This window comes from Sphingobium sp. SG1 (assembly GCF_057063145.1).
This window is the reverse complement of the sequence record NZ_JBVVOJ010000017.1, coordinates 1-25,140: the sequence shown is the minus strand read 5'-3', so window position 1 is coordinate 25,140 and position 25,140 is coordinate 1. Positions and strand designations below refer to the sequence as shown.

The 25,140-nt window shown below is 64.4% G+C and carries 22 protein-coding genes; 9 read left to right on the top strand and 13 right to left on the bottom strand.

Features of this window, described 5'->3' with window-relative positions; genetic code table 11:
• Nucleotides 1–102 precede the first annotated feature (102 nt).
• Nucleotides 103–441 carry a hypothetical protein gene (locus AC0KVN_RS23285; protein ID WP_235654689.1) on the top strand — a complete coding sequence of 113 codons (339 nt, stop codon included), beginning with the start codon at nt 103–105 and terminating at the stop codon, nt 439–441.
• Nucleotides 442–460: 19 nt separating this feature from the next.
• On the opposite strand, the gene AC0KVN_RS23280 is transcribed toward AC0KVN_RS23285, so the two are convergent.
• A complete protein-coding gene (locus tag AC0KVN_RS23280; protein WP_004211373.1) occupies nt 461–1,276 on the bottom strand; it encodes an ATP-binding protein in 816 nt (271 codons plus the stop codon).
• A 110-nt stretch (nt 1,277–1,386) separates the two neighbouring features.
• Between AC0KVN_RS23280 and AC0KVN_RS23275 the strand changes: the two genes are divergently transcribed.
• Nucleotides 1,387–2,343 (top strand): L-threonylcarbamoyladenylate synthase, encoded by a 957-nt coding sequence (locus tag AC0KVN_RS23275; RefSeq protein ID WP_159365637.1) that lies wholly within the window; start codon nt 1,387–1,389, stop codon nt 2,341–2,343.
• Nucleotides 2,344–2,369: 26 nt separating this feature from the next.
• On the opposite strand, the gene AC0KVN_RS23270 is transcribed toward AC0KVN_RS23275, so the two are convergent.
• From AC0KVN_RS23270 to AC0KVN_RS23240, 7 genes are all read right to left on the bottom strand, one after another.
• Nucleotides 2,370–2,636, bottom strand: a complete 267-nt coding sequence (locus tag AC0KVN_RS23270) for a hypothetical protein (protein ID WP_004211370.1) — start codon at nt 2,634–2,636, stop codon at nt 2,370–2,372.
• A 113-nt stretch (nt 2,637–2,749) separates the two neighbouring features.
• A complete protein-coding gene (gene msrA, locus AC0KVN_RS23265) occupies nt 2,750–3,283 on the bottom strand; it encodes a peptide-methionine (S)-S-oxide reductase MsrA (RefSeq protein ID WP_004211369.1) in 534 nt (177 codons plus the stop codon).
• Between the two features lie 45 nt (nt 3,284–3,328).
• On the bottom strand, nt 3,329–5,050 hold the full coding sequence (locus AC0KVN_RS23260) for a long-chain-fatty-acid--CoA ligase (protein ID WP_026109646.1): 1,722 nt from the start codon (nt 5,048–5,050) through the stop codon (nt 3,329–3,331).
• 148 nt (nt 5,051–5,198) lie between these two features.
• Complete coding sequence (locus AC0KVN_RS23255; protein WP_010337928.1) at nt 5,199–5,882, bottom strand: DUF1013 domain-containing protein; 684 nt, start codon at nt 5,880–5,882, stop codon at nt 5,199–5,201.
• Between the two features lie 115 nt (nt 5,883–5,997).
• The gene (locus tag AC0KVN_RS23250; protein WP_435567423.1) at nt 5,998–7,026 is read right to left on the bottom strand and encodes a glycosyltransferase family 4 protein; all 1,029 of its coding nucleotides are present in this window, start codon (nt 7,024–7,026) and stop codon (nt 5,998–6,000) included.
• Between the two features lie 14 nt (nt 7,027–7,040).
• The gene (locus AC0KVN_RS23245; protein WP_435567422.1) at nt 7,041–7,904 is read right to left on the bottom strand and encodes a UDP-2,3-diacylglucosamine diphosphatase; all 864 of its coding nucleotides are present in this window, start codon (nt 7,902–7,904) and stop codon (nt 7,041–7,043) included.
• Between the two features lie 115 nt (nt 7,905–8,019).
• Nucleotides 8,020–9,027, bottom strand: coding sequence for an NAD(P)H-quinone oxidoreductase (locus tag AC0KVN_RS23240; protein ID WP_122129379.1), 1,008 nt, complete (start codon nt 9,025–9,027; stop codon nt 8,020–8,022).
• Nucleotides 9,028–9,129: 102 nt separating this feature from the next.
• Between AC0KVN_RS23240 and AC0KVN_RS23235 the strand changes: the two genes are divergently transcribed.
• The 7 genes from AC0KVN_RS23235 (at nt 9,130) to AC0KVN_RS23205 (ending at nt 18,754) form a co-directional block, all read left to right on the top strand.
• Complete coding sequence (locus tag AC0KVN_RS23235; RefSeq protein WP_004211362.1) at nt 9,130–9,327, top strand: DUF1192 domain-containing protein; 198 nt, start codon at nt 9,130–9,132, stop codon at nt 9,325–9,327.
• 156 nt (nt 9,328–9,483) lie between these two features.
• A complete protein-coding gene (clpA, locus tag AC0KVN_RS23230) occupies nt 9,484–11,805 on the top strand; it encodes an ATP-dependent Clp protease ATP-binding subunit ClpA (protein WP_037511227.1) in 2,322 nt (773 codons plus the stop codon).
• A 1,219-nt stretch (nt 11,806–13,024) separates the two neighbouring features.
• Complete coding sequence (locus tag AC0KVN_RS23225; RefSeq protein ID WP_435567421.1) at nt 13,025–13,684, top strand: esterase/lipase family protein; 660 nt, start codon at nt 13,025–13,027, stop codon at nt 13,682–13,684.
• A 99-nt stretch (nt 13,685–13,783) separates the two neighbouring features.
• Entirely contained in the window at nt 13,784–14,530 is a 747-nt protein-coding gene (locus AC0KVN_RS23220) for a hypothetical protein (RefSeq protein ID WP_435567420.1), read from the top strand.
• A gap of 120 nt (nt 14,531–14,650) precedes the next feature.
• A complete protein-coding gene (locus AC0KVN_RS23215; protein WP_435567419.1) occupies nt 14,651–15,889 on the top strand; it encodes a hypothetical protein in 1,239 nt (412 codons plus the stop codon).
• Nucleotides 15,890–15,998: 109 nt separating this feature from the next.
• Nucleotides 15,999–18,062: a S9 family peptidase gene (locus tag AC0KVN_RS23210; protein ID WP_435567418.1), complete on the top strand. Its 2,064-nt coding sequence runs from the start codon at nt 15,999–16,001 to the stop codon at nt 18,060–18,062.
• 62 nt (nt 18,063–18,124) lie between these two features.
• Entirely contained in the window at nt 18,125–18,754 is a 630-nt protein-coding gene (locus AC0KVN_RS23205; RefSeq protein WP_435567417.1) for a glutathione S-transferase family protein, read from the top strand.
• Between the two features lie 79 nt (nt 18,755–18,833).
• On the opposite strand, the gene AC0KVN_RS23200 is transcribed toward AC0KVN_RS23205, so the two are convergent.
• The 5 genes from AC0KVN_RS23200 to AC0KVN_RS23180 all read right to left on the bottom strand — a co-directional run.
• Nucleotides 18,834–19,568 (bottom strand): Bax inhibitor-1/YccA family protein, encoded by a 735-nt coding sequence (locus AC0KVN_RS23200; protein ID WP_435567416.1) that lies wholly within the window; start codon nt 19,566–19,568, stop codon nt 18,834–18,836.
• Between the two features lie 123 nt (nt 19,569–19,691).
• Nucleotides 19,692–20,363: a cyclase family protein gene (locus AC0KVN_RS23195; protein WP_435567415.1), complete on the bottom strand. Its 672-nt coding sequence runs from the start codon at nt 20,361–20,363 to the stop codon at nt 19,692–19,694.
• Nucleotides 20,360–20,617: a CBU_0592 family membrane protein gene (locus AC0KVN_RS23190; RefSeq protein ID WP_374551579.1), complete on the bottom strand. Its 258-nt coding sequence runs from the start codon at nt 20,615–20,617 to the stop codon at nt 20,360–20,362. The genes AC0KVN_RS23195 and AC0KVN_RS23190 overlap by 4 nt, the downstream gene beginning before the upstream one ends.
• Before the next feature lie 78 nt (nt 20,618–20,695).
• On the bottom strand, nt 20,696–23,365 hold the full coding sequence (gene acnA / locus AC0KVN_RS23185) for an aconitate hydratase AcnA (protein WP_435567414.1): 2,670 nt from the start codon (nt 23,363–23,365) through the stop codon (nt 20,696–20,698).
• Between the two features lie 319 nt (nt 23,366–23,684).
• A partial coding sequence (locus tag AC0KVN_RS23180) for a DUF885 domain-containing protein (protein ID WP_483656408.1) occupies nt 23,685–25,140 on the bottom strand: 1,456 nt, incomplete at its 5' end.

Sequence of the window (25,140 nt, the reverse complement as noted above, 5' to 3'; positions counted from 1 at the left end):
AAAAAACTTGTTCGCAAGACCAGACGCTTAATTTCGGCCGGGCAACAGCCGGGATATATTGCCCCGTTCGCGCGCTGATACGCGATGCGACAGGCGTCCAAGATGAAACCGATCGAACCGGCGGAGCTATATCAGCTGCGGGCGGACAGCGCGCGGCGATCCCTTCATCACTTGCGCATGGAAGCGCTGGGCCAGCCGGACCGACGACAAGGCTATGATCTGGAGCATGACCGCCGGCTGGCGGAAATGTATTTCAACACCTTCGCCGCCCTCGCCCACCGCCAGCGTCACAGCGACACGCTGAGCCTGGCCCGCGTCATCAAGACGATGGCCGATGCCGCGCAACTGTGCGACACCGCCGTCGATCCGCCGCGTTGTCGCAAGGAACTGGACCGATTGGTCGACGAATTTCTGAGCCTCGCCGAAAAGGACGGCGACTGAGAATCAGACCAAGAGGGGATCAAACCGAAAGGCCGTGACGGCCGGCAAGTTCGACCACATACTGCCAGGCAACGCGGCCCGAGCGGCTGCCCCGCTGGGTTGCCCACTGGATCGCGTCGAGCGGCTCGACGCTGAGGCCCAGCGCCTGGGCATAGCCCTCGACAATGGCGACATAGGCGTCCTGGTCGAGCGCATGGAAGCCGAGACTGAGGCCGAACCGGTCCGACAGCGCCATCTTGTCATCGACCACGTCGCGCGGATTGATCGGATCATCCTGTTCCGACAGGTTGCGCGGCACGATATGGCGGCGGTTGGACGTCACATAGAGGCGGACATTGGCCGGACGCGCGGCGGTGCCGCCCTGGAGCAGCGAACGCAACGCACGAGCATCGCCCACGCCTTCGTCAAAGCCCAGATCGTCGAGGAACAGGATGAAGGGCCGGGTCGTGCTGCGCAGCAGGGTGAAGAGCGCCGGCAGGCTGGCCAGTTCATCGATCGCGCATTGCAGCAGGGCGATGTCCTGCCCTTCAGCCTGCAGCTTGCCCACCACGGATGCGACGGTCGCCGACTTGCCGGTGCCGCGCGCGCCCCACAGCAACACGTCATGCGCGGCATGGCCGGCGGCATGGCGACGGCTATTGTCCAGCAGCGCGCTCTTCTGCGCATCAATGCCGGTCAGCAGATCATAATCCACCGGGTCGAACGCATCCACCGCGCGGATCGCCACTCCGTCCCACACATAGGCAGGAGCAGCCGCAAGGTCGGCAGAGGAAGCCGGCGGCGGCGCGAGCCGTTCCAGCGCTTCGGCGATACGGGTCAGCAGGGCGTCGTTCATGGCGCGGGATTAGCCGGGCCGCGCCGTTGCGGCAAGCTTTGCCAACAATGTCATGTCACTGTCGCAATGGCCTTTTACTGCAGCGTTCCGGGGTCTATATCGCGGGGGTCGTGACTATCCCAAATCCAGCCTTTTCCACCAGGGTCTGCCGCTATGGCGCGGAAGCGCTTCGCGAGGCAGCCTTGCTGATCCGCGCCGGCGAGCCCGTCGCCGTTCCCACCGAAACCGTCTACGGCCTGGCGGCCGATGCCACCGATTCCCAGGCGGTCGCGGGCATCTACAGCGCCAAGGGGCGGCCCAGCTTCAACCCGCTGATCGTCCATGTCGCCGACATGGAGATGGCGCGGCGGCTGGCCGATTTCTCGCCCCAGGCCGAACAGCTTGCCGCCCGCTTCTGGCCGGGCGCGCTGACCATGGTGCTGCCGGTGCGGGCCGATAGCGGCCTGTCGCCGCTGGTGATGGCCGGCCTGCCGACCGTGGCGCTGCGCCTGCCGGCCCATCCGGCGATGCGAGCGCTGATCCGCGAGAGCGGCCGGCCGCTGGCTGCGCCTTCGGCCAATCGCAGCGGATCGATCAGCCCCAGCCGGGCCGAGCATGTGCTGGCGAGCCTCAACGGCAAGATCCGCATGATCCTGGACGAAGGCCCGACCAGCGAAGGGCTGGAATCGACCATTGCCGCGCCCGAAGCGGACCGCATCCGCCTGCTGCGCCCCGGCCCGGTGACGGCCGCGTTGCTGGAGGAGGCAAGCGGCCTGCCGGTCATCACGGGGAAGGACAATGCGAAGATCGAAGCGCCCGGCCAGCTCGAAAGCCATTATGCGCCGTCGAAACCGGTGCGGCTCAACGCGCTGCGAGCGGAGAAGGATGAATATCTGATCGGCTTCGGGCTGATGCCCTGCCATCTGAACCTGAGTGTCGACGCGGATCTGCGCGAGGCGGCGGCCAATCTGTTCGCGGCGCTGCACGTCGCCGACGCCAGCACCCAGGAGCGGATCGCGGTCGCGCCCATCCCCGACGAGGGGATCGGCACCGCCATCAACGACCGGTTACGCCGCGCCGCGGCCTGACCGGTCGATCTGACGAATTTCGGGGCTCAGCCGCAATTGTCGTAACCGGCCTTGCGGCATTCGCGGCGGCGCTGTTCGTCGGCCTTCTTGCGCGCCTTGCCTTCCTCGGCCTCCTGCTTGCGCATCTTGCGGCCATAATTGCGGTCGGCCTCGTCCTGGCTGGTCGTCGCCCAGTCCGCCGCCTGCGCACCTGCGCGCACCGGCAGGGTCACGATATCCACCGCCGTCCTGGCGATGCAACCCGGCAGCATCAGTAGCATCGCCGGCGCCAGCAGCATGATCGTCTTGGTCATTTCAAAGTCCCCCGACTCGTCCGTTGCGCTGCATCTGCCATGGTCGACATTAACCATAAGCTAAGAACGCGGCGAAACGGGACGAGCCGTCGGGAAATCGGCCAGGCCGAGGATTATTCCTCGATGCGGGCGGCAAAACCCTTGCGCAGCTTGGCCAGCTTGGGCGGGATCACCGCCATGCAATAGGGATTCTGGTCGCCGACCCGTTCCCAATATTTCTGGTGATAGTCTTCGGCCGGATACCAGGGGGCGTCCGCCTCGATCGCGGTCACGACCGGATCGACCTGGTCCACCTGTGCACGCGCGATGCCGGCCAGCGCCTCCGCCTGCTGCTCGGCCGAATGGGGGAAGATCGCCGAACGATATTGCGTCCCGATGTCGTTGCCCTGGCGGTTCAGCGTCGTCGGATTGTGGGTGGCGAAGAAGATGTCGAGCAGGTCGGCATAGCTGATGACGGCCGGGTCGAAGGCGATGCGGATCGCTTCGGCATGGCCGGTATTGCCGGTGCAGACCTCCTCATAGGTCGGATCGACCTTGGTCCCGCCGATATAGCCGCTCTGGACCGATTCCACGCCCTTAAGCGTCTGGTAGACTGCTTCCGTACACCAGAAGCAGCCACCAGCCAGCGTTGCGATTTCCTGCGCCATATATCGATAATCCTTATCCAGCTTTGGCGCGCTAGATAGGAGCAATCAGGCCGCGGTTCCAGTCTGCGCCGCATTCTGGGCCATCGCCTGTTCGGCCTTGGCACGTTCTTCGGCGACCAGTTCCTTGCGCGACAGCTTGCCGACCAGCGTCTTGGGCAGGCTGGCCCGCACCTCGACCTCGCAGACCCGCTCATGCTTGCCCAGTTGCGGGTTGAGCCAGTCCTTGAGCCCCGGCCCGTCGATGGTCGCGCCTTCATTCAGGGTCACGAACGCCTTGGGCTGCTCGCCGCGATAACGGTCGGGCACGCCGATCACCAGCGCTTCCTTCACCGATTCATGATGATAGAGGACCGATTCCACCTGGCTCGGGAAGACCTTGAAGCCACCGACGGCGATCATGTCCTTGAGCCGATCGACGATCCGCACATAGCCGTCGTCATCAACCTCGCCGACATCGCCGGTGCGCAGGAACTCGCCCACGAACACCTGCGCATCCGCGTCCGGCCGGTTCCAATAGCCCTTCATGATCTGCGGGCCGGCAAACATCAGTTCGCCCGGCTCGCCCTCGGGCGGGGGCTGGGTCGGATCCTCGCGGCTGACGATCTTGACGCGGGTGCCGGGCACGGGCTGGCCGACGGTGCCGGTCTTGTTCAGCCCCTCATAGGGATTGGCACAGACGATCGGGCTGGTTTCGGTGAGGCCATAGCCCTCGATCAACCGTGCGCCGGTCACCGCCTCGAACTTCTGCTTCACCTCCATCGGCAGCGGCGCGCCACCCGAAATGCAGGTGCGCAGCGACGAGAAATCGATGTTCGGCAGGGCCGGATGATCGAGCAGCGCCTGATACATGGTCGGCACGCCGGGCAGCGACGTCGCCTTGGTCCGCTGCACTGCCGAAAGCACCTGCACCGCCTCAAAACGGGGCAGCATCACCATCTCGCCGCCATTCATCACGGTCCGGTTCAGCGTGCAGGTATTGGCGAAGACGTGGAAGAAGGGCAGCACCGCGATGATGCGGTCGTCGCCCTCGCCCGCATGCGGGTCGATCCCCTGCGCCTGGCGCGCATTGGCGGTCAGATTCTGGTGGGTCAGCATCGCGCCCTTGGGCGTGCCGGTGGTGCCGCCGGTATATTGCAGCAGCGCGACGTCGTTGACCGGATCGATGTCGGCCACGATGCATTCGCCGGAATTGGCGATCAGCCGGTCATAGCGGATGACGCGCGGATCATGCGGCAGCGGCGTCGTCTCGCCGCGCTTGAACAGGCGGAAGAGGATGCTCTTGGCAGTCGGCAGCACCTCGGCGATCGAACCGACTACCAGCTTTTCGAGGCTACTATTGTCCAGCACCTTGAGCGCGGTCGGCAGCAATGCCTTGGCCGACAGGGTGAACAGGATTTTGGTGCCGCTATCCTCGACCTGATGCTCCAGTTCGGCGGCTGTGTAGAGGGGGGAGAAGTTGACGACGATCGCGCCGGCCAGCAGCGCGCCATAATAGGCCGCGACATAATGGGGGGTGTTGGGCAGGTAGAGACCGACCCGATCCCCCTTCTTCACGCCCATGGCCTGCAAACCACAGGCGATGCGCCTGATGTCGTCCATCATCGCGCCATAGCTGAACTTGCGCCCCATGAAGTCGATCATGTGGGCCTGCGGGTGGGCGGTGGCGCTCTGCGTTACCATGTCCCCCATCGACATCGGCGGGAACGTCTGCTCCCACGGCGTAGGGTGCTGATAATGCTCGCGCCAGATCTTTTCTCTGCTCTCCATTTACAGAAGTGTAAGTGGCCCGAGCGCTTTACGCAAGCGTCAACCTGTGTCTGGATTGTAGCAAAAAGGCCGCGCCGGAAAGCCGGCGCGGCCCTTGAAAATGCTGCATCGCAGCGGGTCGGAAAGAGCGTCGGATGACGCTACGTCTTCAGACCTCGCCCTTGTTGCTGCTGAACGGATCGAGGATCGTCGCGGCGCCCGAAATCAGCTCGGACTCGCTCTTGAGCGCCTGCTCGATGCGGCGCGCATTGTCCTCGCGCTCGCGGCGCAGTTCCTCGATCAGCGCCTCGCGATCGCCATCCAGACGCGAATCGGTCGGCATCTCGATGCCGGCCTTCTTCGCCGCCTTGCTGACCAGCGCATCCAGTTCGCGCTGCGAGCACAGGCCCAGCGTCACCGGATCCTTGGGCGTGATGTTGGAGATGTTCCAGTGGCTGCGATCGCGGATCGCGGCGATGGTGGTGCGGGTGGTGCCGATCAGCTTGCCGATGGCGCCGTCCGAAATCTCCGGATGGTTGCGCAGGATCCAGGCGATGCCATCGGGCTTGTCCTGGCGCTTGCTGACCGGGGTGTAGCGCGGCCCCTTGGTGCGGCGGACCGGTTCGGGGCCCTTGAGCATCTTGAGCTTATAGTCGGGATTGCTCTCGCCCTTGTGGATTTCGTCCATGGTGATTTCATGGGCGCGCACCGGATCGCGGCCGGTATATTTGATGCCGGCAGTGTCATCGGCGATGGCCTGGACTTCCAGGATGTGGAGCCCGCAAAATTCCGCGATCTGGTCGAAGCTCAGAGCGCTATTGTCGACCAGCCAGCTGGCGGTCGCATGGGGCATGAGGGGCTGGGACACGGGGTCTTCTCCGGCTCTAAAAACGATAAGGGCCGCCCAAGTAGGGCGGCCACGACATGTCAGGGATAGAGCATCGCGGGGCTTGCGGCAAGGAAAAGCGTCAGGCGGCGCTGTCCATCACCACCGGATCGATCGGATGCAATCCGGCCAGGAATTCCTGCGCGCTGCGTTCCCAGCTGAAGCTGCGGCCATAGGCGGCACAGGCAGCCCGATCGCACAGCAGCGCTGCGGCGATGGCATCCTCCAGCCGCTCCGACAGCGCGCCGGTTTCCGGCGTGACGATATCGATCGGCCCGGTGACCGGATAGGCCGCGACCGGCGTGCCGGCGGCCAGCGCCTCGATCATCACCAGCCCGAACGTGTCGGTGCGGCTGGGAAAAACGAACACGTCCGCGCCGGCATAGATCGCCGCCAGATCGGCACCGAACTGCGCACCCAGGAAACGGGCGTCGGGATAAGCCCGTTCCAGCGCCCCGCGCGCCGGGCCGTCGCCCACGATCACCCTGGTTCCGGGATGCTCGCTGGCGAGGAAGGCCTCGAGATTCTTCTCGACCGCGACCCGGCCGACATAGAGCTGGATCGGGCGCGGCAAATCCGCCAGCAGGGCCGAGGGGGCGAGATCGCCAGCAAAGGTCTTGAGGTCCACGCCCCTGCCCCATTTGCGGACATTAGCGACGCCATGGGCGCGCAATTGCTGCCGCACCGACCGGGTCGACACCAGCACAGCCTGTGCCGGGCCGTGGAACCAGCGAATATAGCGCCAGAACCAGGCCGCCGGCAGGCCGGTGCGCTGCGACACATAATCGGGAAAATGGGTGTGATAGGCGGTGGTGAAAGGCACGTTGCCGCGCAGGCACCAGCGCCGGGCGGCAAAGCAGAGCGGCCCTTCGGTCGCCAGATGGACGGCGTCGGGACGGAAGGCGGCGATCGCCTGCCCCACCACGCCCGATCGCACCAGTGCCAGCCGGATTTCGGGATAGGTCGGACAGGGAATGGAGCCATAGAGATCGGGCGAGATCACTTTCACCTCATGGCCCATATGCTCCAGTTCGGCCTGGATCGTCTGCAGCGTGCGCACCACGCCATTGACCTGCGGCGTCCAGGCGTCGGTGACGATCGCGATCCGCATGGCCCCTCTCCGCGTCAGGCCGCCATCAGCGCCGGCGTCTTTTCGCCGCGCTTGGCGATCTCGTCGGCCCAGTGCAGCACCTCCATCGCGCCGCTGGCATGTTCGACCAGCGCGGTGCAGCCCTCCACCCAGTCGCCATCATTATAATATTCGATGCCCTCGATCTCGCGCATCTCGGCATTGTGGATATGGCCGCACACCACGCCGTCGACGCCGCGCGCGCCGGCTTCATGCGCCACCACTTCCTCGAAGCGGGAGATGAAGGACACGGCATTCTTGACCTTGTGCTTGGCCATCTTGGACAGTGACCAATAGGGCAGGCCCATGCGCTGGCGCACCGCGTTGACCACCACGTTGAGGCGCATCAGGGTGGTGTATGCCGCGTCCCCCACGAAGGCGAGCCAGCGATGCGCCAGCATGATCGTGTCGAACTCGTCGCCATGCAGCACCAGCAGCTTGCGCCCGTCGGCGGTCTCGTGGATCGCCTTGCGACGGATCTCGACCCCGCCGAAATTCATGCCGGTGAACTGGCGGAACATCTCGTCATGATTGCCGGGGATATAGACGACACGGGTGCCGCGCTTGGCCCGCTTCATGATCCGCCACAGCACGTCATTATGCGCGGCCGGCCAGTAGAAGCGCTTCTTGAGCCGCCAGCCGTCGATGATGTCGCCGACCAGATAGATGGTGTCGCTGTCGACGCTGTCCAGGAAATCGATCAGCATCGTCGCGTTGCAGCCGCGCGTGCCCAGATGGATGTCGGAAATCCAGATGGTGCGATAGCGGCGACGCGCGCCTTCCCGTTCAGGGATGTGGAAGCGGTCGTCAGCCCCCTCTTCCAGTTCGCTCAGGAAGGGCAAGCGCGTGATGGCGTTCATGTCTACGTCCTCAAGGGCTGTTGTCCTTGAGGCCGAATCCTTAGCGCCGCTCTGTTACAACTCCGCACCGAATATGACGGAAATGCTACGGTTTGGCGGGTTTCCCCGCCGCTCCTCACACCGTCAGCACGATCTTCCCGAAATGTTCGCCCGCATCCATGCGGGCATGGGCCTTGGCCGCGTCGGCGAGGGCAAAGCGCTGGTCCATCGCCGGGCGCAGCTTGCCCTGTTCGACGAAGGGCCAGACGGTGCGCATGATCTCGTCCGCGACAAGGCTCTTGAAGCCCGAGGAGCGCGGCCGCAACGTCGATCCGGTCAGGGTCAGTCGCTTGGACATCACCGTCGGCAGGAAGATGCTGGTCTTGGCCCCGCCCAGCACCGCGATCGACACATGGCGGCCATCTTCCGCCATGCATTCGATGTTGCGCGGGACATAGTCGCCGCCGACCATGTCGAGCACCGCCTGCACCCCCTGCCCGCCGGTGATGCGCTTCACCTCGGCGACATAGTCCTGGCTCTTATAATTGATCGCATGGGAAGCGCCCCATTCGAGCGCCTGCGCGCATTTGTCGTCGCTGCCGCAGGTAACGATGATCTCTATGTCGAACAGGCGGCAGAGCGAGATCGCCATGGTGCCGATGCCGCTGGTGCCGCCATGAACCAGCACCCGGTCGCCGCCGACCACATAGGCGCGCTCGAACAGGTTGGTCCACACGGTGAACAGGGTTTCGGGCAGCGCCGCCGCCTCGACCAGGTCATAGTCCGCCGGCACCGGCAAGCACTGGCCGGCCGGGGCAATCGCATATTCGGCATAGCCCCCGCCCGGCAGCAGCGCACAGACGCGCTGGCCCACCAGCATGTCGGCGGACCGGCCGGCAGCGACGATCGTGCCCGCCACTTCGAGTCCAGGAATGTCGGATGCGCCGGGCGGCGGCGGATATTTGCCCTGCCGCTGCAGCACGTCGGGCCGGTTGACGCCGGCGGCGGCGACGCGGATCAGCACCTCATCCTCGCCGGGTACCGGCACCGGCCGCTGTTCGGGCACCAGGGCGTCGGGACCGCCCGGCACCGGGATGCCGATGGCCGTCATCTGCGATGGAATCGTGAAACTGTCGAGGATCATATGTGCCCCCCCGGGCCAGAGATATTGCGCCGCACCCAAAATCGACGGACGGAGCTTCGCTTCTTATTGACAGACTAGCCTACAGGGTCAACATTACCCTTTATGGACATGGACAATGATCTGCCGAGAAAGGCCGATGATCCGCTGGCCCAACTGCTCCGACAGGATCTGGGTCCCCTATCCGTTGCGGAACTGGAAGCGCGCATCAGGGCGCTGGAAACCGAAATCACCCGCACTCGAACAAAAATTGAAAGCGCCGTTAACCATAAGGCAACTGCCGAGGCGTTATTCAAGCGATGAACCCGCGCCTCGCCCCTGACGGCCCGACCAAGGGCTCCACCGGGCATGGGCAGTCTGGCAATTCCGGCGGTCAGGGCCTCTCCCTTGAACCGTCGTCGAGCAATGCCGACATAAGGTTCAAGTCAGCCCCTAACCGGGGCCAGGAGTAGAAAAGACATGCCATCTTTCGCAGCCGCCCTTGAAACCACCCTGCACAATGCGCTGACCCATGCGTCCGAGCGCAAGCATGAATATGCGACGCTGGAGCATCTGCTTCTCGCGCTGATCGACGATGAACATGCGTCGAAGGTGATGCAGGCGTGCGGCGTGGAACTGGGCGAACTGGCCGATGCCGTCACCCAGTATCTCGACACCGAACTCGACAGCCTGAAGGTGGAGGGCGCCAGCGACCCCTCGCCCACCAGCGGCTTCCAGCGCGTCGTCCAGCGCGCCATCCTCCATGTCCAGTCGTCCGGCAAGGATGAGGTGACGGGCGCCAATGTCCTCGTCGCGCTCTTCTCCGAACGCGAATCCTATGCCGTCTATTTCCTGCAGCAGCAGGACATGAGCCGCCTCGATGCCGTCAGCTATATCAGCCACGGCGTCGGCAAGGGCACGCCCACGCCCGAGCGTCAGGAGACCAAGGGGGCAGCCGAGGAGGAAAAGAAGGTGCAGGACGGCAAGGGCAAGAAGGACAGTGCCTTGGAGCAGTTCACCGTCAACCTCAACGAGAAGGCGGAACGCGGCAAGGTCGATCCGCTGATCGGCCGGTCGTCGGAAGTCGACCGCACCATCCAGATCCTGTGCCGCCGTTCGAAGAACAACCCGCTCTATGTCGGTGATCCGGGCGTCGGCAAGACCGCGATCGCGGAAGGCCTGGCGCGCAAGATCGTCGAGGGCGAAGTGCCCGACGTGCTCAAGGAAGCGGTCATCTATTCGCTCGACATGGGCGCGCTGCTGGCCGGCACCCGCTATCGCGGCGACTTCGAGGAGCGGCTGAAGGCGGTCGTCACCGAACTGGAGAAGATGCCGCACGCCGTCCTCTTCATCGACGAGATCCACACCGTGATCGGTGCCGGCGCGACCAGCGGCGGCGCGATGGACGCCTCGAACCTGCTGAAGCCGGCCCTGTCGGGCGGGACGATCCGCTGCATCGGTTCGACCACCTACAAGGAATTCCGCAATCATTTCGAGAAGGACCGTGCGCTGCTGCGTCGCTTCCAGAAGATCGACGTGAACGAGCCTTCGGTCGAGGATACGATCAAGATCCTGACCGGCCTGCGCACCGCGTTCGAAGAACATCATCACGTCAAATATACGCCGGACGCGATCAAGGCGGCGGTCGAGTTGTCGGCCCGCTACATCAACGACCGCAAGCTGCCTGACAAGGCGATCGACGTGATCGACGAGGTCGGCGCGATGCAGATGCTGGTGGTGCCCTCCAAGCGCAAGAAGACGATCACCCCCAAGGAGATCGAAGCGGTCATCGCCACCATGGCGCGCATCCCGCCCAAGACCGTGTCGTCGGACGACAAGAGCGTGCTGGAATCGCTGACCACCGATCTGAAACGCGTCGTCTTCGGCCAGGATCAGGCGATCGAGGTGCTGTCGTCCGCGATCAAGCTGTCGCGCGCCGGTCTGCGCGATCCCGACAAGCCGATCGGCAACTATCTCTTCTCCGGCCCCACCGGCGTCGGCAAGACGGAGGTGGCACGCCAGCTCGCGACCCTGCTCGGCATCCCGCTGCAGCGGTTCGACATGTCGGAATATATGGAGCGCCATTCGGTCAGCCGCCTGATCGGTGCCCCTCCGGGCTATGTCGGCTATGACCAGGGTGGCCTGCTGACCGATGCCGTCGACCAGCAGCCGCACAGCGTGCTGCTGCTCGACGAGATCGAGAAGGCGCATCCCGACCTGTTCAACATCCTGTTGCAGGTGATGGACAATGGCCGCCTGACCGATCACCACGGCAAGACCGTCGATTTCCGCAACACCATCCTCATCATGACCACCAATGCCGGTGCGTCGGACATGGCGAAGGAATCGATCGGCTTTGGCGAGCTGACCCGCGAGGATGTGCAGGAAGACGCGGTGAAGAAGCTCTTCACCCCCGAATTCCGCAACCGCCTCGATGCGATCGTGCCGTTCGGCTATCTGCCGCCGGAAATCGTCGCCCGCGTCATCGACAAGTTCGTGCTGCAACTGGAACTGCAGCTGGCCGACCGCGACGTCCACATCACGCTCGACGAGGATGCCAAGGCCTGGCTCACCAAGAAGGGCTATGACAAGCTCTATGGCGCCCGCCCGATGGGCCGCCTGATGCAGGAAAAGATCAAGCAGCCACTGGCCGAGGAACTGCTGTTCGGCAAGCTGGTCCATGGCGGCGAGGTCCATGTCCATATGAAGGACGAGGCGCTCGCCTTCCAGATCACCCCCGCCGCGCCCAAGAAGGGCGGCAAGAAGGGCGGCAAGGCCAAGACGCCGGAAGGCACGAAATAAGCGGTTTCACAAACACATGGAAAAGGCGGCTCGAGAGGGCCGCCTTTTTTTTGTTCCTCCCCGGCACGGGGAGGGGGACCGTGCGCAGCACGGTGGAGGGGCACGCGCCACAAAGAGCCGCATCCCCGCGCCGCTACGCCCCTCTCTTTTGCCGTCATTGCCGCACAGGCGGTTAGCCGCTCCCCACTGCCTCCGTGCCGCCGCGGCTCCGCGCGAAAATGAATCACGCGGAGCCGCAGAGAAGAAAAGGGAAGGCGAATTTGGGTGGATTTCGGACAGGTCCTTATCCCGTCATGCCAGCGAAGGCTGGCATCTCTCTGTTCTTCTCAGAACCCAGAAGGAAGTGAGATCCCAGCCTTCGCTGGGATGACGAAGTTGGGTGGATAGCGGACTGACGGGTATCGATGATACAGAATTGGACAGTTGACATTCAGGTGGTAATTTCCGCCGATGCGCCGACCTGAGGGCAATTGAATGAAACGAATAATATCGATAGCTGTCATTTGCTTGCTATCTGCTCAGCAGGCTAGCGCCGCCCGGTTACCCGACGAAGAGTCGCGGGCAGCTTTTCGCTACGCGGTCGAAGAATATCAAATTTTCGTAGTGCCACGCTGCGCTCCCAAGGAGGTTGAAACCTACGTCGCCGCTCGGAAAGACCGTGATACATCGTTCATCAAGTCCCTCCGAAAAGCGAACTTGTTAGCGGACTACAACAAGGCGGTTGCAGATCGCGCCAAGCGAGATGCGAACACCGTATTTCATTGTTTTGGGCCTCCACCACCACCTCCGCCCCCTCCGGGCACGCCTGCACCTCAGCCTATTGCGGCAGAAAAGCCCGTAGATTCGTTGGCAGAGCATTTCGCAGCAGGTGATCGCCAGTTTGCCGTTATGAAGCGTCTTCGCGACGCTGCCGTTTCAGGCCTCGACAAATAGTGTCCACTTCCACTCACAAAATGAATGCGTAGAGCGTCTGGTTTTGGTCGCTTGCAGACCATCCTCCCCTGCAAGGGGAGGTGGATGGCCGAAGGCCAGACGGAGGGGTATCCCCCTCTCGATAGGGCGCCCCCCCTCCACCACCTCGTGGTCCCCTTCGGCAGAGTCGCGTGCCTCTGCCCAACCTTGCCGGGGAGGAATTTACAGCCGCTTCTGGTGGTCAGCGCCCTCCCCCTACACCCACATGCCCTTGCCTGCGTCAGCTTAGCATGACACCCATGCCACCATGCTGCCCCACACCCAATCCGTCATCCTTCTCCACGGCTTTGGCGGCCATCAGGTGCAGACCGCGCTGCTTGCTCGGCGGCTGCGCGGCGAGGGGTATAACGTCGCCAATATCGGCTATCCCAGTTGGCGCTGGCCGCTGGCCCGCGTCATCGATCATCTCCACGCCCGCATCAGCGCCAGCCCGGCCTATGCCGCCCAGACCGTCCATTGCGTCGGTCATTCGATGGGCGGCCTGATGCTGCGCGCCTGGCTCGCCCAGCATCGCCCCGAGCATCTGGGCCGCGTGGTGATGCTCGGCACGCCCCATGGCGGCAGCGAGATTGCCGACCTTCTCTACCGCCTGCGCCTTCACCCGCTGATCCTGAACCAGGCCGGCGCCCTGTTGCGCACCCGCCGGGATGGCGCCACCCAGGCGGCCCTTGGCGAGGTCGACTATCCGCTCGGCATCATCGCGGGCGACCGGCCAATGAGCGGCCTGCTCCCCAGCCGCATCTTCCGCGCACCCAATGACGGCAAGGTCAGCGTCGCCGCCACCCATTGTCCGGGCGAAGGCGACCATATCACCCTGCCCGTTGCCCATACCGCAATGATCTACACCCGCCCCGTCGCCGATCAGGTCGCGTATTTCCTGCGCCATGGGCAGTTCGCGCGGACCTGATTCCCCCGCCCCACATGCGCGCGGCGGCCGTTGCGCAATTATTAGGGAATTGCGGTCAGATCGGCAGGACGGATTGGGTCCGCAGGGATTGGGGAAAACATGGTCATGATTGGAAAATGGGCGGCAGCGCTCGGTGCAGTTGTTGCGTTGGGCGGCGCGCTATCGCCGCATGTCGCCAACGCCAAGGCGCCCGGCCAGATCATCCTCACACCCCAATCCGAAGAGGCGCTGGTCATCATCAAGACCGACTGGTGGCAACCGGCGCCGTCGATGCACTCGGCATTCAAGCTGCTGCTCTCCACCTATGTCGATGCGGAAGCCCGGCTTTCCAGTGGGCCTTTCAGCGGCACCGCGCTGTTCGAAGCCAAGCAGAAGAATTTCCTCGACGGCTATCTGATGGTTCCCGTCAAGCCGGGGCGCTGGGTCGTGCGCAGCTATTCGCAGCAGGATAGCTGGGCGCTCTGCTTCAACGCCGCCTCGTTCCAGTTCGAGGCGAAGCCGGGCCAGGTCGTCTATCTCGGCCGGTTCGACGCGCTCTCCCATCGGCAGCAATTGACCAGGCAGGCGATCGCATCAGGCAATACCAGCATTCGCGGCGGCGGCTTCGTCGATTATTTCGACCTGCCGCAGGGACCGATCTTTGCGCCGGTGGATGCGCCCCAGATCGCCGCCGTGCAGACCATGCTGGCGCGCCGCGTGCCCGGCGTCAGCGTGCCGGTGCAGGCCGTCGCCTTTACTCCCGCGACATTCGGCACCGGTTCCACTTTGTATGGCACACGGCGCTGCGGCGGCTATTTCCCGGCCAGCGGCAAGGGCAAGGGCAAGGGCAAGGCTGACAAAAGCTAAAACGGGAAGGCAGGTCGCCGGCCATCAAAGCCCCCCCCTCTCCCCGCCCCCCTTAAATTCTGCTAAGCCGACTCCAGAACAGAAAGGTCGCATGTCTTCCACGCTTTCATAGGGGAATGCATGTCCACTTCGCTTCATCTGCGGTCCGCCGCGCCACGCGCCGCGCTGCTCAGCTTCAGCTTCGTCCTTCTCGCCACGCCCGGCGCCAGCCAGCAGGCCGGCGGACCGATCGCCCGCTATTCGATGGATGCCGGCACCATGTCCGGCATGGCCGCAATGGCGGGCGGCGGTGGCATGGGCGGGGCCATGTCGATGATGATGGGCGGCGGCAACCAGCCGATCCATGAACTGGTGCTGCGCCTGGGATCGACCCAGACCGCGAGCGGCTCGCCGGCGGCCGAACATTATATGCCCGCCGGCGCCCGGCTGGGCGCCTCCGTCCCGCTGGTCACGCCAAAGGTCACGCCGAGCGACGAGCCGGCGCTGCCCGGTGAGAAGCCCAAGGGGCGGCTGCTCATCTATTGGGGATGCGGCGCGACTGCCGGGCCGAACCAGCCGGTGGTGATCGATTTCGCCAAGGTCGCGCGCGGCCAGTTTCCGCCCGGCCTCTACATGACCGGCGCGACGATCCCGCAGGAATGGCAGGTCCGCTTCACCAACAGCAAGACCTATGGCGAATGGCCCAATGGCCAGACGCGCAAGACGCTGTCGGGCAATTCCTCGCTGATCGGCGACCATCGCATCGCCGGCAATTATTCGCCCGAAATCAAGTTCGCGCTAAACCAGGACTTCATGCCGCCGATCACGGGCCGCGCCAGCCCGGCGGCGGGCGGCGCCACCCAGCTGAGCTGGAACGCGGTGCCCAATGCGACCGGCTATTATGCCTGGGTGTTCGCGGCCAAGCAGGGCGGCGACATGGTGTGGTGGGCCTCCTCGGCCAGCCAGGCCTTTGGCGGGCCGGTGTGGGACTGGCTTTCCCCCGGTGCCGTGCGCAAGCTGATCGGCGACAAGATCGTCATGCCGCCCAGCCAGACCAGTTGCACCGTGCCGTCGCAGGTGGTGCAGTCGGGCGGCGACATGCTGATGGGCAGCCTCTATGCCTATGGCCCGGAAGCCAATTTCGCCTATCCGCCGCGCCCGGCCGATCCCAAGATCGCCTGGAAACCGGAATGGATCACCCGCGTGCGCTATCGCTCCAACACCATGTGGATGCTCAATGGCCCGGACATGGGATCGATGATGAGCCAGGGCAGTGACGACAGCGCCGAGGCCTCGGGCGACAATCCCCCGCCCAAGAAGAAGAAATGCAAGGGCGGCCTTGGTGGCATGCTGGCCGGCGCGATGGGCGCGGGCTGCTGAAGCTCTGGTCGGGGCGCGGCGCCAGCTATCGCGCCCCGGCCACGACTTGCACTTGAAACGAAAGGAAAATCCGGCAAGTCTCGCGCCATTCTTCCGTTTCGAGGTTTTCATGCGACACAAGCTACTGGCCGCGCTGCTGCTCGGCGCCGCCCTCTCCCCCCTGCCGCTCGCCGCCCAATCGGCCGCCCCGTCGTCCAGGTTCGAGGGCCGCGACATCTTCGCGCTGCAGGTCGCCACCGATCCGCAGATCAGCCCCGACGGCAAGAGCGTCGCCTATGTCCGCCGCCAGGGCGACATCATGACCGACCGGCAGAAGGGCGCGATCTGGCTGGTCGACACCGCCACCGGCGCGCAGCGCCCGCTGGTCGCCGACGCCAGCCAGCCGCGCTGGTCGCCCGATGGCAAGCGCATCGCCTATATCGCCGCCGATGCGGGCAAGCCGCAATTGTTCGTGCGCTGGCTCGACACCGGCGCGACCGTGCGCGTCACCACCCTGCCCGACGGTCCGCAGTCGGTCACCTGGTCGCCCGACGGCAAGTCCCTTGCCTATATCATGCGCGTGCCCGCCGACCCGATGAAGCTGGGCAAGGCGCCCGACAAGCCGGAGGGTGCCGAATGGGCCAAGCCGCTGGAGGTGATCGACCGGGTCGATTATCGCAATGATGGCGGCGGCTATGTCCAGGCCGGCTATGACCATATCTTCCTGGTGGCGGCCGATGGCGGCCCGGCGCGGCAGCTGAGCTTTGGCGATTATCAGGATGGCGGCCCGTTGAGCTGGACGCCCGATGGCCGCGCCATATTGTTCAGCGCGGTGCGCAAGCCCGACTGGCAGCAGAAGATATTCGATCCGGAAATCTACACGCTCGACATCGCCTCGGGCGCGATCAGCCCGCTCACCAGCCGCGACGGTCCCGATGTCGCGCCGGTCGTCTCGCCGGACGGCAGCAAGATCGCCTATCTCGGCTATGACGACAAGCGCCTGTCCTACCAGAACACTTATCTCTACATCATGAACCGCGACGGCAGCGGCGCCCATGCGATCACCGCCAGTTTCGACCGCAGCATCGATCGCGCCTATTGGGCGGCCGACGGCAAGTCGCTCTACGCCCAATATGACGAGCGCGGCGTCAACCGCCTTGCCCGCATCAGCCTCGACGGCCATGTCACCGAACTGGCGAGCGGCCTTACCGGCACGGCGTTCGACCGGCCCTATAGCGGCGGCGATTTCAGCGTCGCAGCCAATGGCACGCTCGCCTTCACCAGCGGATCGGCGTTGCGCCCGGCCGACCTGTCGGTCAGCAGCGGCGGCAAGAGCCGCCAGCTCACCCGCCTCAACGAGGATTTCCTGGGCCACAAAGCGCTGGGCCAGGTCAAGGAACTGGCCGTCACCGCGCCCGACGGCCGCACCGTGCCGGCCTGGCTCGTCACCCCGCCCGGCTATCAGCCCGGCACCCGCGTGCCGTTGCTGCTGGAAATCCATGGCGGTCCGCACACCGCCTATGGCCCGCATTTCTCGACCGACGACCAGCTTTATGCCGCAGCCGGCTATGCCGTGCTCTACACCAATCCGCGCGGCTCCACCTCCTATGGCGAGGAATTCGCCCAGCTGATCCATCATAAATATCCCGGCGACGACTATGGCGACCTGATGGCTGCGGTCGATGCCGCGATCGCTACGGGCGTGGCCGATCCGGACAATCTGTTCGTCACCGGCGGTTCGGGCGGCGGCGTGCTGACCAGCTGGATCATCGGCAAAACCGACCGGTTCAAGGGTGCCGCGACGCAGAAGCCGGTGATAAACTGGATCAGCGAGGCGCTGACCATGGACAATACCCTCTTCACCTCGCGCTACTGGTTCCCGGCCAAGCCCTGGGAAGATCCGATGGGCTATTGGAACCGCTCGCCGCTCAGCCTGGTTGGCAACGTCAAGACGCCGACCCTGGTGGTCGTGGGCAGCGAGGATTATCGCACCCCGGTCAGCGAGGCGGAGCAATATTATGGCGCGCTGCAGATACGGGGCGTGCCGACGGCGCTGGTGAAGGTGCCAGGCGCGAGCCATGGCGGCATCGCCGCCCGCCCGTCGCAATCGGCGGCCAAGGCGGCGGCGATCATCGCCTGGTTCGATCGCTATCGCGACAAGCCGGCGGCGGCGGCCAGCGCACCGGCCCAATGATCTGGCTGGCCGGAGCATATCGTTCATGATATGTTCCGGCCACTTTCCAAGGAGGATGCACAATGGCGGACCCGGTTCTTCTCTATACCAACCCCATGTCGCGCGGGCAGATCGCCCGATGGATGCTGGAGGAGGTCGGCGCCCCCTATGAGGCGGTGGTGCTGGATTATGCCGGCGGCATGAAGACCGCCGACTATCGCGCGATCAACCCGATGGGCAAGGTGCCGGCGATCGTCCATGGCGGCAAGGTGGTGACCGAATGCGCCGCCATCTGCGCCTATCTGGCCGATGCCTTCCCCGCCGCCGGCCTGGCGCCGGCGACCGATGACCGGGCCGATTATTATCGCTGGCTCTTCTTCGCTGCCGGTCCGGTGGAGGCCGCCGTCACCAACAAGGCGATGGGATTCGTCCTGCCCGAAGGACGCGAGCGCAGCGCGGGCTATGGCTCGCTCGATGACACGCTCGACACGCTGGAAACGGCGGTCACTGGCCGCAGTTGGATCTGCGGCGGCACCTTCACCGCAGCGGACGTCTATGTCGGCGCGCAGATCGACTGGGGGCTCAGCTTCGGCACCATCCCCAGCCGCCCGGCATTCGAGGCCTATGCCGCCCGGCTGCGCGAACGCCCGGCCTATAAGAGGCAGAAAGAGATGGACAACGCCCTGATCGCCGAGATGCAGAAACAGGGCTGAGGCAGTCCCCTTCCCCACAAAGCAAAAGGCCCGGCGGAGATGTCCGCCGGGCCTTTTTTGACTTTCCGTTCGACCGCTATCAGCGACGATCGCCGAACAGGCGCAGCAGGAACAGGAACATGTTGATGAAGTCGAGATAGAGGTTCAGCGCCCCCATCACCACCGATTTGCCCATCATCTCCGTGCCGGCGACATAGGCATAGATGCTCTTGATCTTCTGCGTGTCATAGGCGGTGAGGCCCGCGAACAGCAGCACGCCGACGGCGCTGATCACCAGATCCATCATGCTGGAGCGCAGGAAGAGGTTGATCAGGCTGGCGACCAACAGGCCGACCACGCCCATGATCAGGAAGGTGCCGAAGCCCGACAGATCCTTCTTGGTGGTGTAGCCGAACAGGCTGAGGCCGGCGAAGGCCGCAGCGGTCGCGAAGAAGGTCTGCGCGATCGAGGTGCCGGTATAGGCCAGGAAGATGTAGGACAGCGACACGCCCATCACCGCCGCATAGGCCCAATACAGCGCCTGGGTGGCGAAGGTCGACAGCTTGTTGATGCCGAAGCTCAGCACCATGACGAAGGCCAGCGGCGCGAACATCACGATATATTTCAGGATGCCGGGACCGGCGAACACCTGATAGGCAAGGCCGCTCTGCGCGAACAGCAGCGCGACGATGCCCGTCAGCAGCACGCCGCTCGCCATATAATTATAGACCGACAGCATATATTTGCGCAGCCCGGCATCGAACGCCTCGCTGCGCGCGGCGCTGGCATTGCCAAAGCCTGCGATGTCGGAACGGGGGTCGGACCAATTGGCCATGGGTAAAATCTCCTTGGACGGCCTTTCTCGGCCGATCGTCATAGTATCGGCGCTAACGCCTCTCAGTTCAAGTGAAAGCCGAAGCCTAACAGCGATGTCATGCTTCAGCGCGACATCACAAGATCATGCCGGATCGACTTGCGCGAAGGCCCGCACCGGGAATGTGCCCATGCCGACGATCTTGGGCGGCACCGCGGTGAAGGCGAAGCCCGCATCCGGCAGCGCGCCGAGATTGGTCATATGCTCGCAGATCAGCACGCCGGCCCCCAGCAGCTCGCGATGGACCGGGCGACCGGTGCCGGGGCGGGTATCGTCCATATTATGGCTGTCGATGCCGACCAGCCGGGCGCCGCGCGCCACCAGCATCTGCGCCGCCGCTTCGGTCAGGAAGGGATGATCCTCAAAATAGGCCGGCGTGCGCCAGTGCCGGTCCCAGCCGGTGTGGACCAGCACCGCGCGGCCGGCGACGTCGATGCCGTCGAGATCGGCGGCGTCGGTGGCGAGGCCCACTGCGTCGAACCGCCGCCGCACGACGATCGCCGGCAGGCTGACCAGCCGGTCGAGATCGAGCATCGAGAGGTCATCGCCCTCCTCGAAGCGGTGGAACGGCGCATCGAGATAGGTGCCGGTGTTCGACACCATGTCGATCCGCCCCATCTGGAAGGCGCTGCCATCGGCATAGTTGGCGCGCGACTGTTCGCGGGTCCAGTAATCGCAGATATGCGGCGCGGCGACGCCCTTATAGGTGGTCATGCCATGTTCGATGGCGTGGCTGAGATCGATGAAGCGGGTCATGACGGGGACATTCTCCGACGGAAGATGCGCCACAGGGTGGAAAAGCCGACGACCGCCCAGATGATGTTGAGCACCATCGACGGGAAGGCGCCATGCCACCAGGTGTTGAGGATGAAGAAGGCAGCGCCGATGGCGTTGAGCCACTGGAAGGTCGCCGACCCGCCCGACAGCCGCCCGGTCGAGACGCCGACATAGGCGATCAGCACCAATATCGCGCCGGCCCAGCCGACGATCTCCACGAACAGCGCCACCATCCACCCCAAATGAAAAGGGCTCCCTCCTCACGGAGAGAGCCCTCATTCCTTAGCTCAGCGCGTCAACCGATCAAGCGCTCAGGCCGCCAGCTTGCGCAGCACATATTGCAGGATGCCGCCGTTGAGGAAATATTCCAGCTCGTTGACGGTATCGATGCGGCAGAGCGCGGTGAAGCTGAAGGTCGAACCGTCGGCGCGGGTGACCTGCACTTCGACATCCTGGCGGGGCTTGAGGTCGGCGACACCGGTGATGGTGAAGCTGTCATCGCCCTTGAGGCCCAGCGTGTCGCGGGTCTGGCCGTCCTTGAACACCAGGGGCAACACGCCCATGCCGACCAGGTTCGAGCGGTGGATGCGCTCGAAGCTTTCGACGATCACGGCGCGCACGCCGAGCAGGTTGGTGCCCTTGGCCGCCCAGTCGCGCGACGATCCGGTGCCATATTCCTTGCCGCCGATCACGACCAGCGGCGTGCCGTCGGCCTTGTGCTTCATCGCCGCGTCATAGATCGGCATGACTTCGCCCTGATAGCTGGTCATGCCGCCTTCGACGCCGTCGAGCATCAGATTCTTGATGCGGATATTGGCGAAGGTGCCGCGCATCATGACTTCATGATGGCCGCGACGCGAACCATAGCTGTTATAGTCGGCCTGGGCGACCTGATGCTCGCTCAGCCACTTGCCTGCGGGCGAGGTCGCCTTGATCGAACCGGCCGGCGAGATGTGGTCGGTGGTGATCGAGTCGCCGAAAATCGCCAGCGGCATGGCGCCGATGATGTCTGTGACCGGCGCCGGGGTCATGGTCAGCCCCTCGAAATAGGGCGGGTTGGCGACATAGGTCGACCCGGCGCGCCACTTGTAGGTGTCCGATCCCGTGACCTCGATCGCCTGCCAATGGGCGTCGCCCTTGTAGACATTGGCGTAGCGGGCGCGGAACATCTCCCGGTCGACCGCCCCCGCCAGGGTGGTCGCGACCTCGTCATTGGTCGGCCAGATGTCCTTGAGATAGACCGCTTCGCCATCCTTGCTCGTGCCGATCGGGGTGGTGATGAAATCCTCGATCACCGTGCCCTTGAGCGCATAGGCGACGACCAGCGGCGGCGAAGCGAGGAAGTTGGCGCGCACGTCGGGCGAGACGCGACCTTCGAAGTTGCGGTTGCCCGAAATGACGGCGGCAGCGACCAGGCCATTTTCATTGATCGCCTTGCTGATCGGCTCGGCCAGCGGGCCGGAATTGCCGATGCAGGTGGTGCAGCCATAGCCGACGAGGTTGAAGCCGATCGCGTCGAGATGCGCCTGAAGGCCCGCCTTTTCCAGATAGTCGGTGACGACCTGGCTACCCGGCGCCAGCGACGTCTTGACCCAGGGCTTGGGCTTGAGGCCCAGCTCGTTCGCCTTCTTGGCGACCAGGCCGGCGGCGATCAGCACATTGGGGTTGGAGGTGTTGGTGCAGCTCGTGATCGCGGCGATGGTGACGTCGCCGTCGCCAATGTCATAATCCTTGCCCTCGACCGGAACGCGGGTCTGCGCCTTCTTATAGGTCTTCTCCATGTCCGCGTTGAACACGTCGTCCACTTGCGGAAGCGCGACGCGGTCCTGCGGGCGCTTGGGACCGGCCAGGCTGGGCACCACGGTGGACAGGTCGAGTTCCAGCGTATCGGTGAAGATCGGCTCGACCGACGGATCGATCCAGAAGCCCTGCTGCTTGGCATAGGCCTCGACCAGAGCGATATTCTCGTCGCTGCGGCCGGTCAGGCGCATATAGTCCAGCGTCTTGTCGTCGATGCCGAAGAAGCCGCAGGTCGCGCCATATTCGGGCGCCATATTGGCCAGCGTCGCGCGATCGGCGAGACTGAGCGTAGCAAGGCCGGAGCCGAAATATTCGACGAAGCGGCCGACCACGCCGCGCGCGCGCAGCATCTGGGTGCAGGTCAGCACCAGATCGGTGGCGGTCACGCCTTCCTTCAAATTGCCGGTAAACTTGAAGCCGACCACTTCGGGGATCAGCATGGAGACGGGCTGGCCCAGCATCGCGGCCTCCGCCTCGATCCCGCCCACGCCCCAGCCCAGCACGCCAAGGCCATTGACCATGGTGGTGTGGCTGTCCGTGCCGACGCAGGTGTCGGGATAGGCGATGGTGGCACCATCAGCGCCTTCGCTCGACCAGACGCCCTGCGCGATATTTTCCAGGTTCACCTGATGGCAGATGCCGGTGCCCGGCGGCACGGCGTAGAAATTGGCGAGGCTCTTGCTGCCCCATTTCAAGAAGTCGTAGCGCTCCATGTTGCGCTGATATTCGATCTCCATATTGTCCTGGAACGCGCGGGGCGTGCCGAACTCGTCGACCATGACCGAATGGTCGATGACGAGGTGGACGGGCACCTGCGGGTTGATCTTGCTGGCGTCGGCGCCCAGCGCGTTCATCGCGTCGCGCATGGCGGCCAGGTCGACGACGCAGGGCACGCCGGTGAAGTCCTGCAGCAGCACGCGCGCCGGGCGATACTGGATCTCGCGCTCGGCCTTGCCCTTGTCATTCTGCCAGTCGACGATCGCCTTGATGTCGTCGGTGGTGACGGTCACGCCATCCTCGAAGCGCAGCAGATTTTCGAGCAGCACCTTCATCGAGAAAGGCAGGCGCGAAACGTCTCCAAGCTTCGCAGCGGCCTTTTCCAACGAATAATAGGCGATGTCCTTGCCGCCGACATTGAGCGTGTCGCGCGTGCCGAGAGTATCCTGTCCGGTGGCGGTCATAAGATATGCGTCTCCTCGCATAGGCCCGGCCATGCGGAAGGAAGCGTCGCGTTCCCACCAGAAGCCACGAAGACGCGGCAAGGTGGAGGGAGGCGCCCCAACCTATGGTCGAAGCAAGTGTGTCCCGATGAGCGGTGGCAATACAGATTGCCACCGCCAAGTCAAAGGGACAAAATGGTCGAAACCGCCTTTATTTCCGCCATTTTTTCTTACTGAAAATCATTCGCAGCGACGCGCACGAGGGCCGCACTTTTATTGTGCGCGGGGCGTGGAAATCACGCCCGCCCCGCCCCATATCTTGCCTTTATCGGCGCTCTTCTCAGCGCGCCTTTTCCGCGGCGATCCATCCGTCGATCTGGTTTTCCAGCACGGTGAGCGGCACCGCCCCCTGCGACAGCACCGCGTCATGGAAGCGGCGCAGGTCGAATTTGGGACCAAGCTGCTGTTCCGCCCGCGCCCGCAGTTCGCGTATCTTGATCTCGCCCAGCTTGTAGCCCAGCGCCTGTCCCGGCCAGCTGATGTAGCGATTGACCTCGGCATCGATATTGGCGTCGCTCAGGGCGCTGTTCGCCTTCATGAAGGCGACCGCCTTCGCCTTGTCCCAGCCCTTGGCATGGATGCCGGTGTCGACCACCAGGCGACAGGCGCGCCACATCTCGTAGGACAGGCGGCCCATCATTTTCTCGGGCGTGTCGTAGAGTCCCATCTCCTCACCCAGATATTCGGTGTAGAGCGCCCAGCCCTCGACATAGGCGGTGAAGCCGGCGAGATATTTGCGGAAGGGCGGCAGCGGCAATTCCTGCTGCAGCGCGATCTGGTTGTGATGGCCCGGCACCGCCTCATGCGCGGTCAGCGCCGGCAATTCCCAGAAGGGCCGCTGGTCGAGCTTCGAGGTGTTGACCCAATAGGTGCCGGAAATCCCCGCTTCGGGCGCGCCGGGACCATAATAGGCGGTGGTCGTCCCCTCCGCCTCGGCCCCTGGGATCGGCTTGATGCCATAGGGAAGGCGAGGCAGCGTGGCGAAATAGCGCGGCAGCAGGCCGTCGATCGTCTTGGCCTGGCGCGCGGCGACGCGCAGCAGTTCCTCGGGCGTCTTCGCGTAATAGCTGGGATCGGTGCGCAGATGCTGGATGAAGGCGGCGCGGCTGGGATAGCCGGCCTTGGCCGCGATCTCGTCCATCCGCTTGCCGATGCGGGCGACCTCATCCAGCCCGATCTGGTGGATCTGATCCGGCGTCAGGTCGGTGGTGGTGTGGGTGCGCACCCGACTGGCATACCAGGCCGCCCCGCCCGGCAAGGTCGATGCGCTGTCGCTCTTGCGGCATTTGGGCAGATAGTCGGCCACGAACAGGTCATGCCATTTGCCATATTCGGGCGTAATGACATCGCGGATCACCGCCACCGCGCGCGCCTGCAGCGCCGCCCAGTCGGCATCGCTGATGTCGCGCGGCTTGGTGCGGGTGAAGGGTTCGTAGAAGCGCGTGCCCTGCGGCGGCCCCGCGACGATGCCGCTGATCCCCTTGGCAAAGCCGCCCAGCACCGAACAGGGCAGCACATAGCCGCCCTCGATCGCCTGGCGGGTGATCGCCATGCCGTCGCCATTCTGCTTGGGGTAGAGGGCGAGGCGCTTCAGATAGCTCTCATAATCGGCGCGGGTGTAGAAAGGCAGGCCGTCGGCCATGCCGGAAAAGCCCTGATGCCAGCTAATGGGATGGACGGCTCTCCCACCCCGGAGCATCGTTGTGCAACCGGCAGTCGAAGGAGAGGAATGATGA

Coding starts and splice junctions, on each gene's coding strand:
- AC0KVN_RS23285 (WP_235654689.1), top strand. CDS start 103: ATGAAACCGATCGAACCGGCGGAGCTATATCAGCTGCGGGCGGACAGC.
- AC0KVN_RS23280 (WP_004211373.1), bottom strand. CDS start 1,276: ATGAACGACGCCCTGCTGACCCGTATCGCCGAAGCGCTGGAACGGCTC.
- AC0KVN_RS23270 (WP_004211370.1), bottom strand. CDS start 2,636: ATGACCAAGACGATCATGCTGCTGGCGCCGGCGATGCTACTGATGCTG.
- msrA (WP_004211369.1), bottom strand. CDS start 3,283: ATGGCGCAGGAAATCGCAACGCTGGCTGGTGGCTGCTTCTGGTGTACG.
- AC0KVN_RS23260 (WP_026109646.1), bottom strand. CDS start 5,050: ATGGAGAGCAGAGAAAAGATCTGGCGCGAGCATTATCAGCACCCTACG.
- AC0KVN_RS23255 (WP_010337928.1), bottom strand. CDS start 5,882: ATGCCCCATGCGACCGCCAGCTGGCTGGTCGACAATAGCGCTCTGAGC.
- AC0KVN_RS23250 (WP_435567423.1), bottom strand. CDS start 7,026: ATGCGGATCGCGATCGTCACCGACGCCTGGACGCCGCAGGTCAATGGC.
- AC0KVN_RS23245 (WP_435567422.1), bottom strand. CDS start 7,904: ATGAACGCCATCACGCGCTTGCCCTTCCTGAGCGAACTGGAAGAGGGG.
- AC0KVN_RS23240 (WP_122129379.1), bottom strand. CDS start 9,027: ATGATCCTCGACAGTTTCACGATTCCATCGCAGATGACGGCCATCGGC.
- AC0KVN_RS23235 (WP_004211362.1), top strand. CDS start 9,130: ATGGACATGGACAATGATCTGCCGAGAAAGGCCGATGATCCGCTGGCC.
- clpA (WP_037511227.1), top strand. CDS start 9,484: ATGCCATCTTTCGCAGCCGCCCTTGAAACCACCCTGCACAATGCGCTG.
- AC0KVN_RS23225 (WP_435567421.1), top strand. CDS start 13,025: ATGCTGCCCCACACCCAATCCGTCATCCTTCTCCACGGCTTTGGCGGC.
- AC0KVN_RS23220 (WP_435567420.1), top strand. CDS start 13,784: ATGGTCATGATTGGAAAATGGGCGGCAGCGCTCGGTGCAGTTGTTGCG.
- AC0KVN_RS23215 (WP_435567419.1), top strand. CDS start 14,651: ATGTCCACTTCGCTTCATCTGCGGTCCGCCGCGCCACGCGCCGCGCTG.
- AC0KVN_RS23210 (WP_435567418.1), top strand. CDS start 15,999: ATGCGACACAAGCTACTGGCCGCGCTGCTGCTCGGCGCCGCCCTCTCC.
- AC0KVN_RS23205 (WP_435567417.1), top strand. CDS start 18,125: ATGGCGGACCCGGTTCTTCTCTATACCAACCCCATGTCGCGCGGGCAG.
- AC0KVN_RS23200 (WP_435567416.1), bottom strand. CDS start 19,568: ATGGCCAATTGGTCCGACCCCCGTTCCGACATCGCAGGCTTTGGCAAT.
- AC0KVN_RS23195 (WP_435567415.1), bottom strand. CDS start 20,363: ATGACCCGCTTCATCGATCTCAGCCACGCCATCGAACATGGCATGACC.
- AC0KVN_RS23190 (WP_374551579.1), bottom strand. CDS start 20,617: ATGGTGGCGCTGTTCGTGGAGATCGTCGGCTGGGCCGGCGCGATATTG.
- acnA (WP_435567414.1), bottom strand. CDS start 23,365: ATGACCGCCACCGGACAGGATACTCTCGGCACGCGCGACACGCTCAAT.